16 protein-coding genes are annotated in these 25,739 nt (G+C 56.9%); all 16 read left to right on the top strand.

Translation table 11 applies throughout. The annotated features are described in order from the left end of the window. The first annotated feature begins 21 nt into the window (after positions 1–21). The 16 genes from O4G22_RS10685 (at position 22) to O4G22_RS10610 (ending at position 25,552) form a co-directional block, all read left to right on the top strand. Positions 22–1,704: a hypothetical protein gene (locus tag O4G22_RS10685; RefSeq protein ID WP_128252709.1), complete on the top strand. Its 1,683-nt coding sequence runs from the start codon at positions 22–24 to the stop codon at positions 1,702–1,704. 305 nt (positions 1,705–2,009) lie between these two features. Beyond that, positions 2,010–3,686, top strand: a complete 1,677-nt coding sequence (locus O4G22_RS10680; RefSeq protein ID WP_205572990.1) for a portal protein — start codon at positions 2,010–2,012, stop codon at positions 3,684–3,686. Between the two features lie 23 nt (positions 3,687–3,709). Continuing rightward, complete coding sequence (locus O4G22_RS10675; RefSeq protein WP_046437307.1) at positions 3,710–3,982, top strand: hypothetical protein; 273 nt, start codon at positions 3,710–3,712, stop codon at positions 3,980–3,982. 116 nt (positions 3,983–4,098) lie between these two features. Further along, on the top strand, positions 4,099–4,560 hold the full coding sequence (locus O4G22_RS10670; RefSeq protein WP_306701762.1) for a hypothetical protein: 462 nt from the start codon (positions 4,099–4,101) through the stop codon (positions 4,558–4,560). 1 nt (position 4,561) lies between these two features. Next, positions 4,562–4,837 carry a hypothetical protein gene (locus tag O4G22_RS10665; protein WP_102747095.1) on the top strand — a complete coding sequence of 92 codons (276 nt, stop codon included), beginning with the start codon at positions 4,562–4,564 and terminating at the stop codon, positions 4,835–4,837. Then, a complete protein-coding gene (locus O4G22_RS10660; RefSeq protein WP_215452929.1) occupies positions 4,838–5,398 on the top strand; it encodes an N-acetylmuramoyl-L-alanine amidase in 561 nt (186 codons plus the stop codon). Next, positions 5,395–6,639, top strand: a complete 1,245-nt coding sequence (locus O4G22_RS10655) for a hypothetical protein (RefSeq protein WP_306701760.1) — start codon at positions 5,395–5,397, stop codon at positions 6,637–6,639. Before O4G22_RS10660 ends, O4G22_RS10655 begins: the two co-directional genes overlap by 4 nt. 2 nt (positions 6,640–6,641) lie before the next feature. After that, positions 6,642–7,049, top strand: a complete 408-nt coding sequence (locus O4G22_RS10650; protein ID WP_215452933.1) for a hypothetical protein — start codon at positions 6,642–6,644, stop codon at positions 7,047–7,049. Continuing rightward, entirely contained in the window at positions 7,036–7,356 is a 321-nt protein-coding gene (locus O4G22_RS10645; protein ID WP_128252714.1) for a hypothetical protein, read from the top strand. The genes O4G22_RS10650 and O4G22_RS10645 overlap by 14 nt, the downstream gene beginning before the upstream one ends. A gap of 12 nt (positions 7,357–7,368) precedes the next feature. Continuing rightward, positions 7,369–8,229: a hypothetical protein gene (locus O4G22_RS10640; protein WP_215452935.1), complete on the top strand. Its 861-nt coding sequence runs from the start codon at positions 7,369–7,371 to the stop codon at positions 8,227–8,229. Between the two features lie 55 nt (positions 8,230–8,284). Continuing rightward, entirely contained in the window at positions 8,285–9,193 is a 909-nt protein-coding gene (locus O4G22_RS10635; RefSeq protein WP_215452937.1) for a phage capsid protein, read from the top strand. 93 nt (positions 9,194–9,286) lie between these two features. Next, positions 9,287–9,853: a hypothetical protein gene (locus O4G22_RS10630; RefSeq protein WP_046434916.1), complete on the top strand. Its 567-nt coding sequence runs from the start codon at positions 9,287–9,289 to the stop codon at positions 9,851–9,853. Further along, positions 9,850–13,161: a hypothetical protein gene (locus tag O4G22_RS10625; RefSeq protein WP_215452938.1), complete on the top strand. Its 3,312-nt coding sequence runs from the start codon at positions 9,850–9,852 to the stop codon at positions 13,159–13,161. The genes O4G22_RS10630 and O4G22_RS10625 overlap by 4 nt, the downstream gene beginning before the upstream one ends. 21 nt (positions 13,162–13,182) lie before the next feature. Further along, on the top strand, positions 13,183–13,653 hold the full coding sequence (locus O4G22_RS10620; RefSeq protein WP_094153260.1) for a hypothetical protein: 471 nt from the start codon (positions 13,183–13,185) through the stop codon (positions 13,651–13,653). A 2-nt stretch (positions 13,654–13,655) separates the two neighbouring features. Then, positions 13,656–15,359: a hypothetical protein gene (locus tag O4G22_RS10615; RefSeq protein WP_306701759.1), complete on the top strand. Its 1,704-nt coding sequence runs from the start codon at positions 13,656–13,658 to the stop codon at positions 15,357–15,359. A gap of 35 nt (positions 15,360–15,394) precedes the next feature. Next, positions 15,395–25,552 (top strand): hypothetical protein, encoded by a 10,158-nt coding sequence (locus tag O4G22_RS10610; protein WP_306701758.1) that lies wholly within the window; start codon positions 15,395–15,397, stop codon positions 25,550–25,552. Positions 25,553–25,739: the final 187 nt, after the last annotated feature.

Genomic DNA, 25,739 nt, shown 5'->3' with positions numbered 1-25,739 from the left:
TTTTTCCCTCCCATTAATGGTATGGATGATGCCGTGTTGGGCAGGTTTGCGGAGGTGCTTGGAGACAGGGAGTGGCGGCTTAATCATTTGTATTGGGTGGAGAGCAAGATGGTGAAGGGTGGGGATAAGGTGGTGCGGTTCCGCATGAACAGGGTACAGCGCAAGTTGCACCGGGGGCTGCATCACCGCAATGCTATTTTGAAGAGCCGCCAGATGGGGATCAGCACTTATCTTGCGATGCTGGCGTTGGATTGCATGTTGTTTGTTGATGGGTTCCATGCCGGGATTGTGGATAAGTCTTTGCCGGATGCCGAGAATAAGCTGGGCAAGATCAGGTTTGCATGGGACAGGCTGGATTATGTGCCTGCACATGCGACTGATGAGGATTTGTGGCTGGCGAGGCTGGGCCGGATGATTAAGGAGAGGACTGGCAAGCTGGTGAAGAGCAAAGGGCTGGTGCCGGTGTATGCTAATGACCGTGAGCTGAGGTTTGCCAATGGGAGCGATATTTATTCCGGGGCCAGTTTGCGCGGCGGCACATTGGATTTGCTTTGGCTGACGGAGTTTGGGAGTACGGCGTGCCATTTTCCAGCCAAGGCTGCGGAAATATTGTCCGGGGCGTTTAATACGGTGCCGAGCGACGGGTTTTTGTTTAACGAGTCAACGCATGAAGGGGGCAGAACCGGGCTGAATTATGAGATTATGAAGGGGGCGCTGGATTTGACGGGGAAGAGGCTTTCTAATGTGCAGTGGAAGTTTTTCTTTTTCCCGTGGTTTGAGGATGCCGGTTATACGCTGGCCGGAGAGGGGTATGATGTGCTGGATGAGGACAGGGCGTATTTTGACGAGTTGAGGGAGAAGGGTATCAGCCTGAGTCAGGAGCAGATGGTGTGGTACAGCCACATGAAGCAGACGCAGGGAGAGTTGATGAAGCAGGAGTACCCGAGTACGCCGGAGGAGGCGTTGTGGCCGCATGTGTCGGGGGCGATTTATGGTGCCGTGATGCACAGGTTGCGGGCGCAGGGGCGCGTGGGGGCGGCGTTTGCCGTGGAGCCGGGGTTTCCGTTAGTTTCCGCATGGGATTTAGGGTTGAACGATAGTACGGCTATTTGGGCGGCGCAGGTGGTAGGGTATGAGGTGCGGCTGCTGAAGTTTTACCAGTCCAGCGGGTTGGGGATGACGGAGTATGCCGAGGTGATTCGTTTGTGGGAGCGCGAGTTGGGGATGAGTTTTGATGAGCATTTGTTTCCGCATGACGGTAACCGGAGGAATTGGGGCGGTGATCCTATGTCTCTTTTTCGGAATACCGGGATTGGAGGGCGGCTGGTGAGGGTGCCGAGGATTCCGCGCGTGTGGATGGGGATTGATGCCGTGAGGACGATGTTGAAGAATGCGGTGTTTCATGAGGATTGCCTTAAGGAGTGCCGGGGTGAGGGTGATGTGAAGTTGTTGAGCGGGGTGGATTGCATTGCCGCTTACCGCAAGAAGACGGTGCTGGAGGATGGGGTGAGCCATGATGTGCCGGAGCATAACGAGGCGTCTCATGGGGCTGATGCGTTGAGGACGCTGGGCGAGGCGTTGAAGAAGGGGCTGGTGTCACGGGCGAGCGGTTTTGTTAGCCGTGAGGAGTCTGGCGGATGGCTGGATGAGGATGATGATTGGGGCGGAGGGAACAGGAGCGGAGGATTGGCGAGGATGGATTGATTTTTTTGTGTGTTTGTTGTTGATGGTTTGCGTGTTGTGTGGGTATCTAATTGAATGATTAGATGCGTTTTTGTTTTTCCGTGGTATGAGTGGGGTATGGGTTTCAAGAAGAATATGAAGGGTGAAGCTCCTCCCGTTCAGGCTCCGAAGGTGGAGACGGTGAGTGCCGGGGAGAGCGAACATGCGGCGAAGCGCAGTTTACTGGAGGAGCAACGCAGACGGCGAGGCAGGGCATCAACCCTGCTTGCGAGTGAGGTAGAGAGGCAGCATGGAGGCGCGGCTAGTGGTAAACGGGAGACGTTGGGATGAGCCGTCAGGATGAGGCGGATGAGCTGGTGCGCCTGTATAACGGGTTGAGGAAGCAACGGGATGAGCTTGCAAAGACGTGGCAGTTTGCCCGCTGGTATTTGCTGCCGAACAGGGTGGATGATTTAAGGTTTCGTCCGTCCGATTTTGTGGGCAGGGTGCGGAATGGGGCGGCCAGGATGGCCTGTGCCCGGCTGGCCGGAGCGCATATGAGCCATATTGTGACGAGCCATGAGCCGTGGTTCAAGTGGATCGCGAGGCCCGGAGATGTAGCGGAGGAGGATGTGGAGGAGGCTAACGCATGGTATGGCAAGTGTTCCGATATTGCTTTGATGGAGCTGACGCGGAGCAATTTTTATTCCGAGATTTACGAGTGTTTTCTTGATCGTGTCGGCATGGGGACGGGGAGTTTGTATTGCGGGCCGGGCAGGAGCGTGAGGTTGTTGTTTAAGGCGATTTCCCCGGAACAGGTTTGCGGGGAGGTGGATGACGAGGGCCGGGTGGTGGTGTTTGTGAGGGAGATGCTGTTGTCTGCTTATGATGTGGCGGATTTGTTTGGCAAGGCGGCTTTGAGTGAGGGGATGGCGGCGGATTATCATCAGGGAGGGGCCGGTATGTATGAGAAGAAGTGGGTGGTGCTGCATGTGGTGCGGCGGGCGAAGAAGCCGAAGATGGGCCGCGGCTGGGAGAGTTTTTATGTGGATCAGCAGGGGAAGAGGGTGATGCGGCGGGAGATGGAGTGGGAGATGCCGTATATGGCGACGCGCTGGAAGATGAATGGGACAAGTTTTTTCGGGTTTGCTCCGTGGCAGGATGTGGAGGGCGAGGTGAGGGGGGTGGAGGAGATTGAGAAGGATTTGGAGAAGGCGCGGCGTGTGGCGATAGATCCCCGGATTTTGACGGCGGCAAAGCTGGTGGGAGAGGTTGATTTGCGGGCTGGCGGGAAGACGTTGGTTGATCCGGATTTGTTGCAGGATGGCGGAGTGTTGTTGCCGAAGGAGTGGGCGGCTGTGGGGGATGTGAGTCTTTCTTATAAGCAGCTTGCGGATAAGGAGCAGCGGATTAAGGATGCGTTTTTGGTGCCGATGCTGGAGCTGTTTGCGTATGATGAGGGTAAGAAGGGGTTTCCCACGGCGACGGAGGTGATGGCGCGCGAGAATCAGTATTTGTTGCAGTTTTTTCCGTCTTTCGTGCAGTTTGCCTATGATGTGCAGCCGACGCTGGACAGGGTGTTTATGGTACTGTACAGGGCCGGGGTTTTTCCAGATCCGCCTGATTGCGTGAGAGAGGATGTGATTAGGAATGGGGCTGTTGTGGGGACTGCGCTGAAGAATCCGGGGGTGACGTATAATAATAAGGTGGCGTTGGTGCTGAAGCGGATTGAGAGCGATGCTTTTGCTGCCGCGTTGAGGGAGGCGGTGGAGTTGGGTGAGGCGGTACCCGGTTTGCTGGATCATTTGGATGTGGATCGTGGCATGAGAGCGCGGCTGCGGTCTCTTGGCGTGTCTGAGGATAGTATCAGGGGGAATATTGAGGTGGAGGACATGAGGCGGCGGAAGAGTGCGGCGGTGATGGATGAGGATGAGTTGAGGCTGCGTCAGGCGGGCGCGGCTGTGATGAAGGATGAGGCTGCGGCTGCCAAGATGGCGGCGGAGGCTCAGGGTGGAGCGGCGTAGTTGATTTATGAGCAGTACGTTTTATGATTAGTTATAATGTAGATAAAGAGAAGGAGTTGTTAGATTTGTTTGCGCGGAGGTGGAAGGCCAAGAGGTTGTTGTTGCGGAGCGAGGAGTGGAAGGTGGTGCTGGAGTGGATGAAGGAGTTTTTTCAGACAGATTTGCCGTGTTTTCAGAAGCAGGATGGGGAGAGGTTGTTTGATCCTTTGGATGCGATGAGGCGGGATGCTCACCGGGAGGTGGTGTTGTGGCTGGAGATGCTGCCGAAGGATAAGGGTAGAGAGGAGGGCGAGTAATGAAGAGACGGTACAGGAGAGGGATTGGCAAGAGTACGGGGAAGGGGCCGAAACGGCCTGCCGTGGCGGAGGTGGCAGAAGGCGGAGCTCAACAGATTGAAGATAGAAGAAGTGATATGATTAATGATAAAGAATGCAATCATGCCGAGGCTATCGCCAGAGAAATGCACATGTACTATGCAGCCCAGGCACACAATGAGTCCAACACTCCAATCCCTCACTGGGCAGACCTGACGGAAAACGATCAACAAGGATGGATTGCCGTAGCAAATACTGCCCTCCCGATCATCGGTAAGCATGCGCTGGAAGATGTTCGGGCCTATCTCGGTATTAAGGCTGCCGGCAAGTCTAGCTGGTGGGAAAAGGCCCTGTATGCCGCCGGAGCAGTTATTGCCGGGGCTATCCTTGGCGGCTTGGGAATGTCTCTGTCCGGTTGTGGGCATTCCGTGAATGTGACGCCAGACCGGGCTGAGGTGTGCAAGGATGGGGCCTGTCTGGTGCTGGAGCCGGGGCGTGTGAGTTTTTCACAGGTTCAGCCCGTGAGTGATGTTTCTCCCGTAGTTAAACAGGATAAGTAAGATGACCGGTTCCCTGACGAGCTGTTCCGTTCTTGGCGCGGCGATGCTGACGGTGGCGAATGCCGTTACTTCTACCCCGACGATTGATAGTTTGATGACTCCGGCGAGTGTGGTGAGCGTGATGTCGATTTTCCTTTGGAGGGAGACGAAGAAGAATGAGAAGTTGCAGGCGGAGTTGGAGAAGGAGCGGGAGGCGCGTCGGGTGGCCGAGCATAAGTGCAGTTCGTGTCAGTTTGTAGTAGAGGCGAATGAACAGTTTATAAGCAAGAATAAATAGATGAAAGTAGCATTGAGCATCGGGCATAGCCCGCAGGATGGAGGGGCTGTGATGACGAACCGGAAGCATTCAGAGTTTTCTTTCTGGACGGCCCATATTGGCAAGGTGAAGGATGAGTTGGAGCGGCTGGGTTATGAGGCTGTGGTGTGCAATCGGTCTGAGGCTGGGGGAACGACACCGATTTACGCGGCCCGGAGGTGTAATGCGGTGGGAGCGGATTTGGCCGTGGAGTTTCACTTCAATGGTGCAGATACAGGAATTGGAGGCACAGAAACTTTGTATTGGTACGCCTCCAAGAACGGGAAGAAAGCGGCTGAACTGATACAGGCGGCGATGTGTGATGTGCTGAGGCTCCCTGATCGCGGTTTGAAGCCGATCAAGTGTAAGAGTGACAGAGGTTATTATTATTTCAGAGAAACGCGCATGCCGGCGTTGATGCTGGAGCCTGCGTTTGCGTCCTCACACGTGACGGATTGCGACAGGCTGGAAGAACGGGTTGACGCGCTTTGCGTGGCGATTGCCGGGGCGATTGATAAGTATTTCAAGGAGGGGGCTGTATGATTGTTGATACCGTTAAAGGTTGTGCGTATGTGCTGACGTGTACGACGGCCTGTACCGTTCATGCCGTTTTTGATGGGGCTTCTCCCTTGCTTGTTTTGGAAGCGGGCGAAGAGGGGCAATACGGTTTTGTAGCTCCTACGGATGCTGTGGAGGTGTCCGATGAGCATGCGCTGGTTACTCAGACTTTTAAGGGGGCCGTCCCGGGATTGTCTGCCCGGGACGGCATTCAGCCGGGGGATGATGCCACGTTGAAGAGTTTGCTGGCGGAGTCCGGGACTTTTACAGGGACCGTCAACGCCAACGGCGGCGTCAACATCCCGCTGGCCGTGGGCTCGCCGACCAGTGAATCCGGCGTCAACCGCCTGTACGCCGCCGGGCTGGCTGCCGTAACTGATGCTTTTTCCGTCAGGTGTTATCCGCGCCCGGCGAATTGCTCGTCTTCCAACGGGACGGTTTTCAAAACAGACATGGAACCCAATTCCCTTTATTTCAATGTCCCTCCCAATTCCTCTTTTACCGTGAAATGCGGCCTCGTGACCAACGCGAGGCCCATGCACAATTATTCCAGCATCCGGGGGTGGGTGGCCCCGCTGCGCCTGCCGGCTGTCAGCACGAAATTCACGGCCAGGTTCGGACAGATGACAACGGTCGCGCGCATGGGAAGGGACAGGGACGCGTTTACGCTGGTGCCGGATCAGGCGGCGGGCGGCTACAGGATTGGGGAGATTATCGATATTACGTTTGATCATGTCCGGGACGCGGACGCGGGAGGGTATCATATTCGTGTCCGGGAGATTTATTATTCCAATGCCGAGCAGAAATGGAAGATGAAGACGACGCAGGCCCTCGCGCCGGAGACGTCTTCCAATAACGGTTATCCCGTCTGCGTGTACGCGGTGGTTTACGAGCAATACCAGGACGGAGGATACGACACCGAAGACAGGGGAGCGCTGTGGCTGCTGCATGGCGGGAATTCCTCCCGCGGCTGCGTCAAAATCGCCACGGTGAAGGGAGTCCATTGCTTTGAGAGTATTTATCCCTTTTCCGGATATTATCTTGATATGGAGAATACCAACAGCTGGGCGTTGGCCGGAGCGTTCCTTCCTGCGACGATGCACTTGCATTGCAATAACGTCAATCCGGCATATTACGGGTTTTCCTCCATGGAGAGCAATATCATTGTCTCCGAGGCGGTGGAGGATTTTGTTGATCCGGAAGCCGAAACGACTACCGAAGATTGAGCATGAATAATTCAGAGATACAGATACAGTTTCCCCGGCCCGGCGAGTGGGGAGAATTCACCCTGACGGCCATTTATCAGGACAAGGGCGGTTATCGACCTCCGGCCCGCTATACAGCGGACGATATTCCAGCGGATCAGGCCCTGGCCATGCAGGCCGTCGTTGCCGCGCTGGTTGGACTGGCGGAACCGTGGCAGGCGGTGCAGGTTTGGGCAAGGCTGAAAGAGTTTTACGCTCCGGAGGAGGATGACCCGATGCGGACGGCGGAAACCGTAGATTTGACCGTGGAGGCCGTCAATCCGCAGGGCGGGCGCAGGGTGTTTACTTCCCGCGACTACCCGGCTTTTGTGATCATGGAACCCGCCGCCGTGGAGTTTTTCAGGTTTTTTACCAAGGATGAGCGGGTATGAGTGGGCGGTGAGGTATGCGGGCGGCCATGAGCGTTTGTGGGAGGAGTGCAGACGGGTACTGGATGCGGGAGGTGTGGCGGCGATGAGCGGGGAGGTTGTGTTGCTGGGGTGGCTGGTGGACGGGGGGCGCGTGTTTTATGTGCATTTGGCGTGGGGGAGTGTTCATGAGTTGGTGGAGCTGGCACGGGGTTGTCTGGGCGAGCAGGCGCAGGGGGTGGAACGGGTGAGGTTTGAGCGTGGCGGGCGGGAGCGAGACAGGGGGATGCGTGAGGTGGCGTTGGTGGATTTATTAAGTATTAAAGACTAGAGATTAATTATTATGTTTATTGGTAAATTGGTTGCGAATGGTTTTTTGCGCGAGGAGGCTGGTGACGGGGGCGCAAATGGCGGCGGTGGCCCGGTGAGCCTGATGGCTGGTGCCGGAAATAATGCTGGTGGAGATGGGGCCGGAAACGGTGACGGGGATGGAGGAGAAGGAGACGGCGGCAGCAGTAGTGGAGATGGCGGAAGCGGTGCGCCCGGAGCGGGCGCCGTGCTGCGGTATGATTTGGGGGATGAGGCGGCGATGACGGCATGGAGGGAGGCTCTTGGGATGAATAAGGAGTTTGCGGGCGATGAGTTTTTGCCCGCTGCCCCGGAGGGGCTGCCGGAGGGGGTGTGGGATGCGGAGGCGGTGGAGGTGCTGGGCCGCAAGGCTTGGGAGCTGGGGGTGCCGAAGGAGGCGTTTGAGGGGATTGTGCATGAGTTTGCCACCCGGAGCGCAGAGGCTCAGAGGGCGGCGGATGCCGCCGAGGCTGAGCGCGTGGCCGCTGTGAAGGCTGAGCTGGAGGGGTTGTGGGGAGATGGCTATGGGGCGCATGTGAGGAGTGCGGTGAGTGCGCTGGAGATGCTGGCCAAGATGACCGGGGTGAGTGGTGAGGAGGTGCGTGCCGTGGTGGATGATCCGGTGATTGGCACGAATCCGGTGATGATCCGGTTGCTGGCGCAGATGGGGGCGATGATGCAGGATGAGCCTGCCAAGGGGCTTAATATGCCCGGGGGCGCGGCTGCCGGGGGGAAGGCGGAGGCGGAGAGGATGATGAATGATCCGAGCCACCCTTTACATGAGGCGTTTATGAATCCGAACCATGCCAATCACAGGTATGCCGACGAGCAGTATAACCGCCTGATGGGGTTTTAGGGTCATGGAGAGCGAGTAAGGACAAGAGTTATTAACAGTTAGTTATTATATTATTATGGCAGTTACAATTAGCGATAATTATCAGGTCAAGTACACGAATAAGTGGGGGGTGCTGTTGCAGCAGAAGGTGAGCGCATTGGAGAAGCTGGTGACGGTGGACAGGGATTGCAAGGGGAAGGTGAAGTTTATCGACCAGTACGGGGTGCTTGATTTTAAGGAGAAGACGACGCGCATGGGGAGCACTGCGCTTGATGAGGCTCCTACGTTGAGGCGTTCCATGCGTCCGCGCATTTTCACCAAGGCGGTAGGGTTTGACGAGTTTGACGCGACGAAGCTTGGCGATTTGGATTTACCGGTGAGCAAGACGCTGGAGGGGTTGAGGATGGCGGCGAACCGGACGATGGATGATGTGATGATTGCCTCGTTTCTAGGGCAGAATTTTGTGGGCGAGGACGGGACGAAGGCTGTGGAGTTTCCTGCTGACCAAGTTGTTGCCAAGGATTATGTGGAGTCCGGCACGAAGGCCGCAAGCGGCCTGACGCTGGCTAAGCTGCGCCGGACGTTGCAGATGTTTCAGGAGGCGGATGCGTGGACGGAGGATAGTTCCGCCGCCGGGGATCAGCTTGTGTTTGCGTGTTCTTCCGCGCAGATTCTTAATTTGCTGAGCACGACGGAGGTGACTTCTTATGATTATAATAGCGTGAAGGCTCTGGTGGATGGGAAGGTTGATACGTTTATGGGGTTCAAGTTTGTCCGCACGGAGCGTCTGCCCAAGTCCGAGGGGGTGAGGGAGTGCCTTGCATGGGTGAAGAGCCGCGCCCAGTTCGGGCTGTGGAATGATTTTAAGGTGAAGATTTCCGTGCGGGATGATTTGGATGAGGCGTTGCAGATCCGCGCGAAGTTTGCCTGCGGGGCGACGCGTCTGGAGGAGAAGGGGTTTGTTAAGGTGCTGTGCGCACAGTAAGGAGTTGTTTCCGGGCAATGTTTGTTGCCGTGGAGCGGCGGGGGGCGGTCTGCGGGCCGCCCTCCGTTTTCAGCTTAGTTTTTTGATGATGTTATGAAGCAGTTGGATGTGGTTAATTTTGCCCTTGCCAAGTTGGGAAAGGCTCCTGTGACGGGGCTGGATGATGAGGAGGTGGGGGCTGTGTTGCGAGCCATGTGGCCGAGCGCAGTGGAGTATGTTGTGCAGGAGGTGAAGCCTGTGTGGGCGAAGAGGGTGGCGCAGTTGGAGGGTGAAGAGGATTTGCGGCTGCCCGGTTTTGTGCGGAGCGAGGCGTTGCCGGAGGGTTGTGTGGATGTGGTGGATGTGGATGGGGCCGGGTGGTGCGTGTTTGACGGGAGGTTGTTTTGGACAGGGGAAGGGAGGGAGGTGCGCGTGGTGTATTTAGTGAGGCCGGATGATGCCGCCCATGAGTGGTGTTGTGCGGATGGAGAGCTGCTGGCCGCCAAGCTGGCGTGCCTGTGCGCATTGACCGTTACCGGGCGCGGGGATTTGGAGGGACGGCTGCAAGCGGATGTGAGGCGGCTGGAGATGAGGGCGCAGTACCGGGCGCGGTTGCAGGATATGGGACGGGGAGGGAGAGATGAAACGGTGTCTCCGTGGGGGAGGAGGGGGATTGTATGAGCGGGATGAGGGTGGCGTTTACCGGAGGTGAGTGGAACCGCATGGGGGCGATAAGGTATGATGTGGATGGGTATGGCCGGAGCGCGCAGACGATTGTGAATTTTCTTGTTCATACTTTCGGCGGGCTGATGCGGCGGCCCGGCGCGGAGAGGATGTGTGCGGTGGATGGAGGGGCCGCTTGCGGGCGGGTGCGGCTGATGGGGATGGATGTGAGTGATGAGCGGCGGTATATGGTGGTGTTTGGAGCGGGGTTTGTGGAGGTGTTCCGGCTGGATGGGAGTTTGGCCGCCCGGCTGGAGAGTCCGTGGACGGAGCAGGATTTGCCGGAGCTGCGGTGGGTGCAGTGCAATGACGTGGTGTGGGTGGTGTGCGGGAGGGTGGCTCCGCAGAGGCTGGAGAGGCATGGCGATGATGATTGGAGGCTGGCGGTGATGGAGTTTGACCGGAGTCCGAGGGAGTTTGCGATTTCCAAGGATGGGGAGGCATGGGTTGAGCGTGATGCGGGTGGGTTGACGTTTGGTGCTGACCGCCATGTGTTCCGCTCAGAGGAGTTTGGCACGAGTGTTCTTTATACTCAGCATATGGCGGAGCGAGTGGTGGTGGCGCAGACTTACGCGGAGTTGACCGGTACGAGTAATCCGCCCGAGGCCGTTCCTGATTTGTCCGCTGCGGGTACGATTGTTTTGGCGGGGCAGGAGTTGTGGACGGTGAGCGGCGATGTGCGTGTTACATGGACATGTTATAAGCAGTATTACGGGAGGACGGATTATAAGGGGAGCAAGAGTTTGGCTGATTATCCGGAGTTTTTCTTTCCCGGATGGGTGGTGAGCCGATTTGGGAGCGGGTTTAACAGCATGCGGGAGTGGTGGGCTTCCAGCGATGGGCCGCAGAGGGCGTTCGTGTGCCATGAGGGGGCGTGGACGCTGAAGACTTACGGGAATGAGGATCAGCGGTGGCAGGGCGAGTTTCAGTTGATGGGTGCGGATGCGGAGGATGAGAGTTTGAGCCCTCATAAGTTTGAGGTGCTGCACAGGTTTTGGTCATGGGACGGGGATTGGCGGAATTTTGAGTTCAGCGGCACGTGTGAACGTCCTACACGTTTGCAGTTGCGGGTGATGAAGTATAAGCCCGCGGCGACTAACTGGGGCAGGCATGAGTTGAGGCTGAATGCGTGGGATTATGAGGCGGAGGGGCTGGTTGCCGGGGTTGGCGATTCCGGGGAGGAGGTGTGGGGGACGGTGCTGGAGCTGGATGGGGGGAGGCTGCTGCTGGCAGGGAAGGCCCATGCCTGCTGTTATGTGTTTGACCGGGTGAACGGAGGGGGCCGCAAGGTTGGCGAGGAACGGGATGATGGCTGCGGATGGGTAGGGGGATGTGTGTTGAAGGATGGCCGGGCGTTTTTGACCAGCGGTGGGGCAAGGTGTTGTGTGCTGGATATGGAGAGCGGGGAGGAGAGTGAGGTGCTGTTGGAAGGGGTTGGGGATGGTTTTTTTGGCGAGGCGGTGTTGCTGGATGATGGGCGGGTGCTGCTGACTCCGTATATGGCGACGGCTTTTTATGTGTATGATCCTGCGGATGGAAGTTTGGCGGAGGTGGCGCATTCCGGGCTGGCAGTTACAAGCGGGAGTTACCGGAGGGCCGCTGTGGTGGATGGCGGGAGGGTGTTGCTTTGCCCCTGCAAGAATGGCGTTGCATGCGCGGTGTATGATCCTGTGGCGCAGAGTTTGACTGCCTGCACGGTGACCGGGAGCAAGAAGGCTGTCTGGCATGTGATGCCGTTGCGGGATGGCCGGGCTGTGTTGTTGTGCGGAGAGAGTGCTGGGGATGTGGCGGATGGGGAGGCTGCCATGGGGAGTGTGTGTTTGTATGAGGATGGGAAGGTGGTTGAGAAGATGGGTTCCTTTTTGGGGCTGGCCGGGTGTGTGGAGAGGGAGGATGGGCGTGTGGTGTTGTTGTATTTTGGTTTTGGCGGTTGGTGCGAGTCTGTATGGGATTTGGAGGATGGCACGACGATCGAGAGCAAGGCGACGGTGAATGGGTTTTGGCCGAGGAAGTGGAAGTGGTGCGGGTGGCGCAGCGGGGGGATGGATATGGTGAATTTTTTGTCCGGTGCCGTGGGGAGAGGCATTGTTCAGGTTTGGACGGCGGCAGAGATGGGTGGGATGAAGTGGAGGGTGCTGAGGTTGAGTTATAAGACGTTTGGGGGAGCCGGATTGCCGTATGAGAGGGCGGTGACGGATGTGTGGAGCAGGGGGATGTTTGGGGGAGGGTGCGGGTGGCCGAGTGCTGTGGCGATGCACCAAGGGAGGTTGTGGCTGGCCGGGACGGCGGCGAATCCACAGACGGTGTGGGGGAGCGTGGTGGATGATTTTGCCAATTTCCAGATTGGGGACAGCGATGAGGATGCGATTCAGGTGACGCTGGCGGCCAAGGATTGCCACCGGATTGTGTGGATGGAGAGCGTGAATGATTTGTTGATTGGTTCCACGGCCCAGGTTTGGCGGCTGAGCGGAGGCGAGGGCGGCGTGGTGACTCCTGATTTTTGCCGCGCTGCCGTGCAGTTGAGGGTGGGGTGCAGCCGGGTGGATGCGGAGGCGACGGATGGAGGATGCGTGTTTGTCCAGAGAGGGGGGATGAGGGTGAAGGAGCTGGGGTACAGTTTTGAGGCGGACGGGTACAGGGCCGCCGATACGACGACGTTTGCCGAGCATGCAGGCGGGCCGGGAGGGTTTGTGGGGCTGGCCGTGCAGCGCGTGCCGGAGGTGAGGATTTGGGGGGTGAGGGCTGATGGCGGGCTGGCTGTTCTGACGTATAATGCCGAGCAGCGGGTGTGCGCGTGGACGAGGCATGTGCTGGGAGGGGGCGGCAGGGCGTTGAGCGTGGCCGTGATGGATGGGCAGGATGCCGATGAGGTGTGGCTGGCTGTGGAGCGTGATGGCCGGGTTAGTCTGGAGCGGCTGGTGGAGGGGTGCGGCGTGTTCCGGGACGGATGGAGCCGTGGGGGAGATGCCGGGGCGCCGTATGAGTCCGTACTGGTTACAAATGGGCTTGCGTTTGAGCAGGGTGCGGGGGTAAAGTCAGGGAGTGTGAGCGTGCGTGCGCGGTTTGTCGCGAGCGCGGCGGATGGGGTGCGTGCAGGGTTTTGCGGGCGGTTGACGGAGTTGAGCAGGAGCCGGGGCGATGTGCTGGACGGCTGGCAGGATTTGACGGTGCCGGGGGTGTGGAGTGATGAGCTGGTGTTTGAGTTGCGGTGCGCCGGGGATGGCGATGTGCGTTTGCTGGGGTTTGATGTGCAGTTTTCAAAGTAGTTTATTGATAGATATTATATTATGGAATGGTTTCAGTTAGGTATGGCCGGTCTTCAGGGGCTGGCCGGCGCGTTCCGGGGACGCGCCGAGAGGGAAGCCGGGCGGCAGGCGCGGCAGACGGCTTATTATAATGCGTCCGCGCTGGACAGGGAGGCGGATGCGCTGGATGCGGAGAGCGCGGAGAATCAGATGAGGATGCGGGCAATGCAGGGGGTGGCCACAGGGCAGGCCGCCGCGCAGACAGCGGCGAGCGGCGTGGAACGGAGCGGGAGCGCGCTGGGGAGGGAGATGAAGGTTGCGACGCGGTTTGAGCAGGAGGTGAATGATTTGGCGGCGCGCAGTTTGCAGCGGTCTTCCGCCATGAGGGAGCAGGCCCAGATGGAGAGGTGGAAGGGGAGGCAGGCGGAGCGGGCCGGCAAGGTGTCCGGATTCGGGAGTTTGCTGAGCGGCGTGGTGCAGGGCGGCGCAACGGCTTTTAATGCTTTCAAGTAGATATGGATAAGTTTTCTTTGTTGAGCGGGTATCATGAGCCTGTGCTGGCTGATACGGGGGCCGCAACGGCTCCGGCGCGCGCGGCGGCGGAGGTGGCCGGGGAGATGGGGGCCGGGACGAGGTTGCTGGCGCGGGAGGATGAGGAGAGGGCGCGGTTGCAGGAGAAGGCGGACAGGATGGCCGATGCGGGGAGTTTTGAGGATGTGAAGAGGTTGATGGAGGAGGAGAGGGGGGTATGGGATAATGCCGAGCTGGCGGCGGGGAATAAGCCGGGGAGGGAGGCCCGCTGGAATGCGCTGGTGAGCAAGAGGCTGGGGCCTATGTTCCGCAAGGTTAAGTTTAAGACGCCGGAGGTGAAGGAGCGGGCGCGGCTGTGGTATGATGCGTTTACGTCAACGGGCCGTATTGATGCCGGGCGCAGGGAGTTGCTGGCGAGTAAGGAGAGGGCTGCCAAGTCTTTCAAGGCGAGGTATGATTTTTGCCTGAGGGGTGGGGATTATTATGGCGCGAGGGAAGCGGTGCAGACGGCTGGCGCGGAGGGGGTGATGGAGCCGGATGAGCAGCAGTTGATGTTTCAGGATGTGAGTTTCAAGGAGACGGAGAGCAGGGTGCAGACGGCGATTCAGAGAGATCCTTTTCATGGGTTGGATGCGCTGGAGAAGTCGGGAGGGCTGGATGCGGTGAAGGGTAGGCCGGATGTGATTGAGGGGTTCCGGAAACAGGCGGAGGCGGCAAGGCGCAAGGCTCAGGCCGGAGTGGCTCAGGGGTATGTGATGGATGCGTTTGAGGGCCGGGAGTTCCGGGGAAATGATTTGAAGAAGGATGTGGAAGCGGGGCGCGTGGCCGTGGATGACGCGATGAGTTTGCTGGCGGCGGAAGAGCGGCGGAGGAAGGCTGTGGAGAAGATGGGGAAGGAGGAGGCGGAGTTGTACACGAGTCCGGAGGATTTTATGCGGGTGGATGGTTTGTTGCGGGGGTATGAGCCTGATTTGGATGTTGACGGGACGATGCAGGCGGAGGTGGAGAGGGAGATTGCCACGTCCATGCTTTCCAAGACGACGAAGGAGAGGATGATGGCGGAGCTGAAGGATCTGGCCGTGGGGAATGTGCCCGCACGGTTCCGGGGGGCGGCCAAGGAGGCGGCGAGTGTTGTGAAGAGTTTGGTGGATAGCGGTAGTTTTGGGAAATGGAAGGATGATGATGGTTTAGTTGATTTCAAAGTGCATGAGAGTGTGATGGGGATGGCATATCAAGTACAACAAGGGTTGGATAAGTGGGTGCGTGAGAATCCGGGGGCAAGCCGTGAGGAGATTCGGGCTCAGGCGATGAGGTTGGCGGTGAACGGTGGAAAAGTTGTACCGGAGTGGAGTGAGAATGTGAAATTTTCCGGAGTTGCCGCTTCTGAACCGGTTGTTGTCCCTCGCAGGGATGTTGAAGAAGGCGAGGCAATGGATGAGCTTGGCATAGATGTGAATGTTGCGGGGAATGCTGCGTTATTGCCTCCGTTGGATGGAAATTGGGGGTATGAAGTTCAGGGGCGGAATGAGTGGAGGAGGGTGTTGAGCAAGGTGGATATGAAGGGTTATGATTTGCAACGGTGTTATCAGGCCGCTGTCCATGTGATTAAAACGAGTTCGGCAGCAGAGTTGAGTGAGTTGAAGCGGATGGTGGAGGCCAAATGGGCGTGGGAGAATGGGGAGAAGTGATGTTTCTTGTTAATGTTTAATAGTTAAAAGTTTTTATGTTTGGAAATGATATTTCACAGGTAGCGGCTCAGGCGAAGGAGTTTGAACGTAGCGGGAAGAGGGATAAGTTTGCGGAAGAGAGCGCGAATGCGGTTTATGATGACGGAGAGGGCAGGCAGTTGTTCCCTGTGGAGATTGATCCGGCAATGGATCGGTATTTGCGGCAGAAGGGGGAGGGCTGGCAGGCTGACGCTTGGAATAGTTATCAGAGGGGGAAGATGCTGGCCGCTGATTTGAGGAAAGGAGGGGATGATCCATTGAGGGCGGAGAAGATGAGGGTGTTGGGCGAGGAGAGGGAGAGGTTGAAGAATTATTTTGTGGCGAGGAAGCGGCGTGGATTGCCGTTTTTTACGGATGTGCTGCGTTTTCAGGCCGGTGTGAATGAGGATGCTGCCGCGGAGCGGCGAAAGGATAAGGAGGTTTGGCACCGGAGTGTGTTTTGCGGTGATCTAAAAAAGATTCCGGAAGGTTTGAAGAAGCGGTTTGCAGAGCGGAAGCTACCGGATGGAGAGATTGGAGATGAGATGCGTTATCGCTCTATAGTGTTTGGTTGGGCTTTGAATGAGGGTGGTTATGCAAAGTGGCAGGTGGAAGCTGGAAATGGAGTGCCTGTTCTGGAGCAGATGTGCATCCGTTTGAAGGAACAGGGAGAACAGGTTGATTTTAATAAGCCTGGGCAAACAGTATACATGTTTTTGAGTCGTCAGGCTCAGAAGGACGCACAAGCTGACGAGTTGCTGAAGGGGGCTGCCGAGAGCGTGAGGCAGGCTGTGCTGACGGGCGGGGACGGAAGACAGGCGTTGTGGGAGCAGAGGGGACAAATGGGAGAGGATATGTATAAGAAGGTGGGGAATACATTGCGATGGGTGAAGGCGGATGCGGAGAGGACAAGGCGAGGGCTGGAGCCGGTATTGCCGCGCGTGATGGAGGGGCTGGAGTGGGCCGTGAAGTATGCTGACGGGACGGCGAACCGGATTTTTCAGCCGGAGGGGATGGCTTCAATCCACCAAGCCCTGAAGGCGATGGATGGCCTTACGGATGCCCAGATGGATGCGCTGGCGGAGATTGTGCAGCGCAAGGGCGGGAATGAGAGGAGTTATATGGCGAATGTATGGAAGGCCGGGAACCGTGGCTGGGAGGATTTAGGTAACGGGATCAGGTCGTTGCTGCGCGGCGGGATTGCCGCACAGTTGGATGTGGCGGGGGGAGTGAAGGAGTTGTTTGGCGGGGACGGGTCTGCCCTGAAGGCTGACGCGAAGGCGGCGGATGAGTATGGCCGGAGGCTGGATGCTTTTCTGGCGATGGCGCAGGGGACGTACAGGCCGATTAACAAGCCGGAGTATGGGTGGTTTGGGAATGGGGTGCTGAGCGCGGTGCGGTCTGTGCCGATTACGGCGTTGAGTTTTTCCGGCGTGGGGGCCGGAGTGGCGGCGATGTCTTATGCCGGGGATAGTTACAGTAAGGCCGTGCAGGAGCGGCCGGATGGCGGAAGGCTGGCGAGGCTGGGAGGCGCGGCGGCGAGCGGCGCGGTTCAAGGGGCGTTGGATCGGGCCGGGGCGATCGTGGCAAAGGGAGTGATGGGGTTGAGATCCGGGAGCGCGTTTGTGGATAAGTGGATGAGCAAGTTGAGTCTGAGCCGTCAGGCGATGCGGCTGAAGAGTTCCGCCCTGCGGGCAGGGGCGCGTTCCGGCGTGGCTGGGGGAATGGTGCTGGGCGAGGAGATGACGACGGAGAAGTTGCAGGATTTGGCCGATCCGGTAATGCAGAGTTTGGCTTCCGTGATGGCCGGGGAGGCTCCGGGGATTGATTGGGAGCGGTTTTGGAAGGATTTTACGAACCGTGACCAGAATATGGAGTTGTTTGGTTCCGTGCTGGCGTTTGCGCTGGTGGGGGCCGGGGCGCGGTTTACGGCTGAGGCCGGGATGCAGCGGCAGTTGAGCCGGGAGTATGGGAAGCTGAAGCGGACGTTTGGTTTTAGCGATTCCCTGCTTGCCCGGATGCGGGCGGAGGAGAGTGACGTGGCGCGGTATGCGATGATGCAGGATGGGATTCAGGATTTTATGCGCCAAAATTATGGGAAGGAGGTGGACGGCGTGAAGGTGGGGCTGGGTGACGCGGACGGGATGAGGAAGCTGGCTGCCCGCGGCGGGGTGAGGACGATGGATGTGGTGGCCGCCGCTGAAGCGCATGCGGCGGAGACGGCGCGAGGGGTGGATGAGGTGCGTGTGGATGGAGCGGAGGTGCAGGAGGGGAAGGGTGCTGTGGTGGGTGTGAAGGGGCCGGAGAGCGGCGGCGTGAGCGAGGTGGGGAGCGGGCCTGTGCTGAGTTTTGAGCATGGGCCTGTGCCGGAGCGCAAGGGTGGAAGGCAAGTGGATGAGAAGGAGGCGATGAAGCAGTATGTGGAGGCTGTGAATGAGCAGTTGCGGGAGTTCGTGGCGAGTCCGATCCGCGAGAAGATGAATGAGTTTACGGAGGAGATGCAGTATGTGGTGGAGCTGGGGGACAGGCCGGAGTTTTATGATACGTATGATGATGCGTATGAGGCCGTGCTGCGGCATTTGGAGGAACGGGAGGATGAGGTGGTGGCCGGGCTGAAGAGCAGCTTGCGGCAGTACCGGGATAAGGATGAGGGGTATGTTGGGAGGGTGCAGGATGAAGCGAATGAGGAGATGATGCAGCATTTGAGCGATGTGGGGCAGGATGGGCGGATGAGTTTTGACCGGAGCAAGTTGAGTGTGCCGATGACGTTGGCGCAGTTGAAGACACAGGGTGATTTTATGCGTAAGTCTGCCGAAGGCCGGGAGAGGATTTATGCGGCGCAGATGGGAGTGGAGGCCGGGGTGGATGCTGCCCGGTTGCGGGTGTACGGAGCCAATGTGGCGCAGGAGTTTGCGAACGGACGGTATGAGGTGGTGAGCAGATTGTACCGGGGGGCTAATCCGTTTGACGTTTATGAGGAGTGGACGGAGGGGATGACGAAGGTGTTGATTAAGGATAATGAGTGGACGGTGGCGGAGTTTGAGGATGAACTGAAGCGGCTGGAGGGTGCAACGGGTGAGACGTTTTTGGCGACCGGGGAAGGGGTGGACAGGTTACAGGCGGTTTGCGAAGGGGTGAGCAAGGCGGCGCGAGCACATTTGATGGGGCACATTTCCGATGAGAGGCTGCCGGATAAGTTGCGGCGGTGGTTCAAGATGTTCGCTTTGTTGTTTGCCAAGTATTTTGAGTTTGCACAGGATGTGATGCTGGCGAAGAAGATGCTGGGCGCGGACGTACAGGGGAAGATGAGCGAGAAGTTTCGCCGCCTGTTGAATGATTTTGCCGGGTTTGACGAGGCGGCGATTGCGGAGCGCGCGAGGAGGGAGGAACAGGCGCAGATTGAGGCGGAGGCGATGGGGGATGTGCCGGAGATTGGAGAGTGGGTGGCCGGGAGGCTGCCGCACCCGAAGACGGCGGCTGAGGCCGGTTCCGATTTAACCGGAGAGCTGCAACGGATTTATGATGCCCTGACGACGACGCGGACGGCCAAGGGCAGACGCAGGAAGGATGGTACGCTGGGGAAGAGTTTTGAGCAACGGGTGGTGGCGCGTGCAGAGCAGTTTTTCAGCCGGGAAGGGCGTGTGTCCGATGTGCTGGAGGCGGCGAATGAGGCCGGGTTTGATTTTGCCGATTCCGGGGAGTTGTTGAGCGCGGTGTATGATAGCGTGGTGTATGGGTATAAGCGGTATGCGGCGCGAGGGGAAGGGCAGGAGGTGAGTTTCAGCATGGGGGACAGGGTAAGGCGCGTACCGATGGCGGAGGCCCGGCGTGTGGCTGATGCGTTCCACCGGGTGGAGGGGATGGAGCCTGTTGCTGCGGATGTGCCGGCAGCGTATGCTTCTGATTTGAAGGATGCGCTGGGGGATATTCGGGAACGGTATAGAGTGTTGCAGAAGGAGACTCAGGAACAGGGGTATGCGCTGGTGATGGGGGACGGGAAGCGGGTGCAGGTGGGAGGCAAGGGGTGGAGGGAAGTGAAACAGCATGCAGCCGATAGACGGGTTTTAGCTGCGTTAGCCGTGCTGCCGGAGTTGGCCGGGCGGGCTGAGTTTATTTATTCCGGCGAGAATTCAGATTTGAAACGTAAGCCTAATATAGCCAGATTTCATTATTATTTGACGAAAGCGGATTTCAAGGGGGCTTCCGATGATGGGAGTGCTGATTTGGCCTATGTGAATATTGCCGTGGCAGAGGGGAAGAATGGGGAGTTGTTTTATGATCTGGATGCTTCCACGGTGGAGGACGTAGATAGCATGAAGGGTACTTCCGCCACCCTGCAACGACCCCGCGTCCCAAACACGGGCGAGGCAGGGGATGGAGTACCCCACAAGGGAAGGGTAGCGTTGTTGAAGGAGTTTGTCAATTATGTTGACAGAGATTTAGCTGGACAAAATGAGGCAGATGTTACTTTTTCCGCTAGCGATCAAAGGGGGCGAATTGTGGAGGCTGCGAAGGAAGCGGGAACGTTTTCCCTATCTCTGGAAAAAGAGGCAATCAAGAAGGAAGCTGTGGCTGCGGACACGTTCATGAAGGCCCCGAACGGGAAAGATACGAATCTGACGGAAGACCAGTGGCTTTCCGTGCGCACGGCGGCGTTTAAGAATTGGTTTGGCGATTGGGAGAAGGATCCGCAGAATGCTTCCAAGGTGGTGGACGAGAACGGGGAGCCGAGGGTGGTGTATCATGGGACATACGGTGATTTCACTGTGTTTGACAAGGCCATGATTGGATCTGCTACTGATTATGGTATATGGGGTAGAGGATTTTATTTTACCAATATGGAGAATACTCCGTACGGGAACAAGAAGCTGGCTCTGTTTCTGAATATCAGGAATCCGTTTATTTTTAATGATTACAAGTCTGCTGAAGAGATAGGCGATTATTTAAATATCTGGGATGGGAATTTTCATGAAGATGACAGGTTTGGAATATTCCGGCCGTATGCGGCAGGAGCGGCCCAGATAGCCGACAGCGCTCAAGAAAGAGGACATGATGGACTCATGGTTGTACTGGGTAAATGGACGGAGTACATTGCCTTTGAGCCGAATCAGATCAAGTCCGCCACGGATAACCGCGGGACGTTTGATCCGAAGAATCCGGATATTACGTTTTCCGTGAGGGCGGTACAGAATCTTGGTGCTGTGCACAGTATTTCCCCAGAGAAGTTGATGGAAGCGGAGAAACTGGGAGGGATGCCCGTGCCGAGCGTGGCGGTGACAAGGCTGGATCAACCGTATTCATGGGGTGGGGATAATAGTATTTATCTGATAGGCCGTCCGGGGATGATCGACCCAAAAGGAGGCGCGGATGTGTACAGCCGCGACGCGTGGACAGGAAAGATGCCGTATTTGGTTCATAAGGCGGTGGGGCGGGAGAGCCGGGAACAAACGGTAGCTGATTTGTTCAAGATGGAGGATGTGTATCAAAGCAGGGAGGATAGCAGTTGGTTGCATGGCCTACGCTATTATATAGCTTTGGATTCCGCCGGTGATAAGACTTCACGGGAGGATGTTGAGCGTTGTTTGCGCGATGAGGATGGCAAGGCATTGTTTGCGTGGCAGAGTGGTTATCGTCCGCGTCCGAAGATGAGGAACGCGGCGATGAAGCATGAGTGGATGACGAGGGCATTGAGGGATGAGCTGGCCGCTTATGAGACGCTGAGTGAAGAAGAGTATGAAAGCAGGGCGGGAGAGGTGCGGCAGAAGGCGGAAGCGGCTATTGATGAGTATGTGGGCGGGCTGCATGCGGAATTGGAAAAGAGGAAGCCGAAGATTGTGACCAAGATGCGGGAAAACAGGCGGAAGACGCTCTTAAACAGTCTTTTCTTGAGCGACAAGCAGGGGTTGAGAGAGGTGTTGCAGGATGCCCGCAGGATGGGGAAACGTGTGCCGGATTTGAATGCCAACAGTAAGATGCTGGCGAGATATGCTGATAATCATAAGAGAGCTTATGAGAAGTGGGTTCAGGAGAAGTTGGCAGGGTGGTTCAGCGAAGAGCGGTATATTGAGGGGACGGGCACGGAGGCGACGCTGGAGAGTTTGACGAAGTGGATGCTGAGCCGCAAGGGGCGCAATAGGGAACAACAACTTGTGTTTGGTTCCGGGAAGGTGAGGGCTGCTCAGGCGGAGCGTCTGGGGAGCATGGATGAGGTGAAGGCGATGCGTGAGCGGTTGTCTGATTCCGCCGTGAGCGGTACATCCAAGAAGATGACTGATGAGCTGTTGCGGGAGTTCCGTGAGGTTGTGTCTGATGTGTTTACGGGCGGGGATGTGTTTGGTTACAGCAGTAGCGTGGAAATTCAGTCTGCGGCGATGGAGGCGTTGAGCAAGGTGCCGGGGAACCCGACGACTGGCAAGGTGATGACGGCGTTGAAGAAGGTTTTTCCCAGAGGGGCGCGTTTGAATAAGCTGTTGATGAGGGAGGATGTTTTAGAGAAAGGGGTGGATGCCCTGAAGAGCTTGAGGGCGGAGTTGGAGGATTATCTGGAAGCGGTGCCTCAAAGGGCTGTCGGGTTGGATGAGTGGGTGTATGCGGTAATGCCGGAGGAGTTGAAGAAGAATCGGGAGGTGACTTCCCTGTTGAGGAGGCATGGGATTAAGCCGTTGTATCACGATGGAACGGCAGAGGGCAGGGTTAGGGTGATGGAGTCTTTGGTTGATGATCCTGTGGTGTCGTTTGCCATGCGGATGATGCGAGGTGGGCAGAGTGTGTGGGATTATCTGGCTGGGGTGCAGGGGCATGCTTTTGAGCAGGAAGCAAGGTTGTATGAAGCAATGCAGAAACGGCTGGAGAGCGCGTTGCAGGCGAACGGGTTTACAAGGGATGGAGTGTATAAGGATGAGCAGGGAAGAGATGATGAGGCTGTGAGGGAGCGGATGCTGGCCGTGATGGCCGTATGTGATGCCGTGGTGACGGAGCTGCCGAGGGATGTGCGCGGGGGGATCAGGCCGGAGGTTGTTGCTTCCTACCGGGAGGAGGTGATGGCGAAGAAGACGTGGAGAGGGCGGATGAATGCGCTGATGCGTATGGTGAAGTATGTGGATTGGCATATTGTGAATGAAGGGAAGAAGAGCCGATTTAAGGAGTTTGAACGGTTTAGAAAATGGGCGGCGGCAAGTGTGGGCGAGAACCGGGTGCGGCGTGGGAAGATGAATGCGGAGATTCAGAAGCGGCTGGATATGGTGGAGAGAGTGTTAGAGTTGGATGCGGATGAGCTGGAAACGGCGAAGAATACGGCTGAGCAGGTGGTGGAGGAGAAGGCATTGATTGGCGGGGCTGAGTATGATGAGGCGGTGGAGTGGGTACGTGCGCTGGATGCGTTTGGAGGTTTGTATGAGCGCAATATGCACGGGAGGCTGACGGCTGATTTGGAAAGAGTGCAGGCCGCGCTGGATGCCCTGAAGGAGATGTATGCTGCCGGGAGGCTGGCGAATGAGGCGTTTTGGGAGGATCGGCGTGAGCGTATTGCGGATTTGCTGGATGAGGCCGGGAAGGGGCTGGGGCGTGAGCAGCCGGTGAGCGTGAATGAGCGCACCGGAGCGGCGAAGCATGATGTGGGTGTGGGTAAGGGGATGCGGAATTTGGTGCGGGGGTTTGTGAGTTTTGAGAATTTGATGGAGGATTTGTTTGGAGAGGGGAAGGTGACGGAGTATTTTGCAGAGGGCATCAGGAAGGCGCGGCTGGAGTTTAATGATGTGCGACAGAGGCGAGTGTTGCGGTATTACGGTGCCTTGTACCGGATTGCGAGGCCGGAGGAGTTTTTGAAGAGGGCTGACAGAAAGGTGGATGGTCAGGTGAAGCTGGGCGTGAGGCGTGTGGTGGATGGTATGTTGAAGGATTTAAGCGAGAATCGGACTTGGGGGATTGAGGTGAAGATGCCAGGCGAGTTCAGGAGTGAGCGGGTGCGGATTGAAGAGGCGCGGGCGGTTGCGGAGGGTAAGATGGAAGCAGAGCAGATGCCGAAGTGGGCGAAGAATCAGAAGGCGATGGATGCCCTGAAGATGGCGTTGAGCGAGATTCCGGCGAAGAGCAGGAAGGAGTTTGTGAAGTTTTCATGGCTGGAGCAGGGCGCGGAGCTGGTGGAGATGGAGATGAGCGATTTGGAGGCGGCGTATTTGCTCCAGATGTCCGCGATGCCGGAGTATGAGGATAATCTGGAGGCGTTGGGTTTTGACGAGGCTGCGATTGGGAAGGTGAGGGATCATATTGATGTGCGGGCGTTGCGGGTGGCGGAGTATTTAGGGGAGGAGTATGAGCGGGGATATAAGGAGTATAATGAGGTGTACAGGAGGTTGTTTGGGTGTGATATGCCTAAAGTGCAGAATTATGCTCCGGGGTTTTTCGTGACGGATAATGCCGCTGAAGCCGTTGATCCGATGGAGTCCAGAGGGAGCGGATGGCTGAGTGTGGGGAGCATCAAGATGCGTCGGAAGCATTATGCGCTGCCGCGTGTGGTGAGTTGTGTGAATGCGTATTGGGCGCACAGTATGCAGATGGATCACTGGGCGAGTTTTGCGGAGATTATGAGGGATATGAAGGCCGTGTTGCTGAATGGAGAGCTGGGGAACAAGATTGATGCGGTGCATGGGGCGCAGGCAAGGACACATTTGACCAAGTGGGTGAAGGATTTAGAATTTGACGGTTCGCAGGATTCGGGCGGAGCCGGACAAGCTCAGCAAGTAGTGAGCCGGGTGTTGGGGGCGATGGCTCAGGGTGCGCTTTCATATAACCTGAAGACGTGTCTGAAGCAGCTCCCGGCCATGTTTTCCAGCATGGCGGATATGTCCCCCTCAGATGCCATGAAAGGGTTTATTGGGGCATTGGCGAATCCGGGACAGTTGGCGGAGGTTTGGATGAGTCCGACGATACAACAAAGGCTGATGCAGGGCGTGAGTCCTGAAATGAGGCAGGCTTTGACGGCGAACAGGATGAAGGTGAGCATGCTGGGGGATGCCGTGGAAGCCGGGATGTTGCCGATTGGATTGACTGATGCGGCATTTACAACGTTTTCCGGAGGTATTGCGTATATGGCGGCCAAGAAGAAAGCCATGAAAGAGGGATTGAGTAATGAGGTTGTGGAGCAGAGGGCGTTGGCCGCGCTGGACAAGGCGGTGCGGAGGACGGCTCAACCTATTGAGACAGAGCAGAAGAGCCCTTGGGAGATTCATGCGAACGCGCTGGGGCGTATGTTTATGATGTTCCGCTCTGATCCGCGCAAGCAGATAGCGTTGAGTTATATGGCGATTGCGAAGTGGAAGAGGGGAGAGATTGGTGTGGGAGAGGCTGCGTGGCGGTTTGGTCAGGCGTGGGTAGTGTATGGGATCATGAATCAGGTGATTGTGGAGTTTCTTAAGTGGGTGATGGGGCAAGGTGACGATGAGGAAGAGTTGGATTTGTGGGATAGGTGGAAAGGGTTTGCGGTGAGTGGAGCGATGGGGGCGTTTTCCGGTATTTTTGGATTGGCTGAGGTAATAGAGTTCATCTATTCAAAACTGGCTGGCGAAAAGTACATGAAGTTTAGTAATACGATGGTCGATCATGCTGAGGCGTTATGGAGAGGAGGAGAAGGTGTAGTGAGGATGTATAACGGTGAGGAAGAGGAGTATGGGAAGGTAATGAATCAGTTGGGAAGAGGGTTGAATGGTATGGGATTGTTTGCGGCGGCAGGAAGGCCGGAGATTGGAGCCGCGGTGCAGGTGATGGGGCGTATTGTGAAAGAGACGAAGAGTATGGCCGGAACATGGGGGCATCTGTGGGATAATGAGATGGCTAAAGCCAGAGAGCAGCAGAGATTGATCCAAGCGACCAAAAAAGAAGAGAAGGAAGAACGGAAAGCAAAAATGGAAGAGAGGAAGGAATTGATGGCGCGAGTGAAAGGTTTGGATTATTCAAGCCGGATGAAAGTGTATCAGGATGTCGGACTGGATAAAGAAGAGAGGAAGTTGATGGAAAACCGGGTGAAGATGGATGGAGCTTCCGAGGTTGTGAAGGCTGTGAGCCGGGTAAAGAAAGATAAGAGGAAAGAGCTGGTAGAGAAGTTGAAGGGGACGATGAGTGACGTAGAGTATGAGGAGTTTGTGACTGAGATGAAGGAGAAGGGAGTGAAGTGGAAGTGATATGGCAGGTAATGCTATTTATAATGCTATTATTTCATAATATACTTATTATTAAATAGAAATATAGTTCTCCGTGTACCAAAAGCTTTCTTTTTGAATAAAAAGCCCGCACAATGAAAGTGCGGGCTTTTTCGTTGTTTTTTAGAGGGTTAATTAATAAATAGTTTGTTAGGTGACAGGGTATGAC

Origin of the sequence: Akkermansia muciniphila (assembly GCF_030848305.1) — a bacterium.
GTDB classification, from domain to species: domain Bacteria; phylum Verrucomicrobiota; class Verrucomicrobiia; order Verrucomicrobiales; family Akkermansiaceae; genus Akkermansia; species Akkermansia muciniphila_A.
Note: the sequence above shows the minus strand (reverse complement) of the source record. Positions and strands in the feature narration are given on the sequence as shown.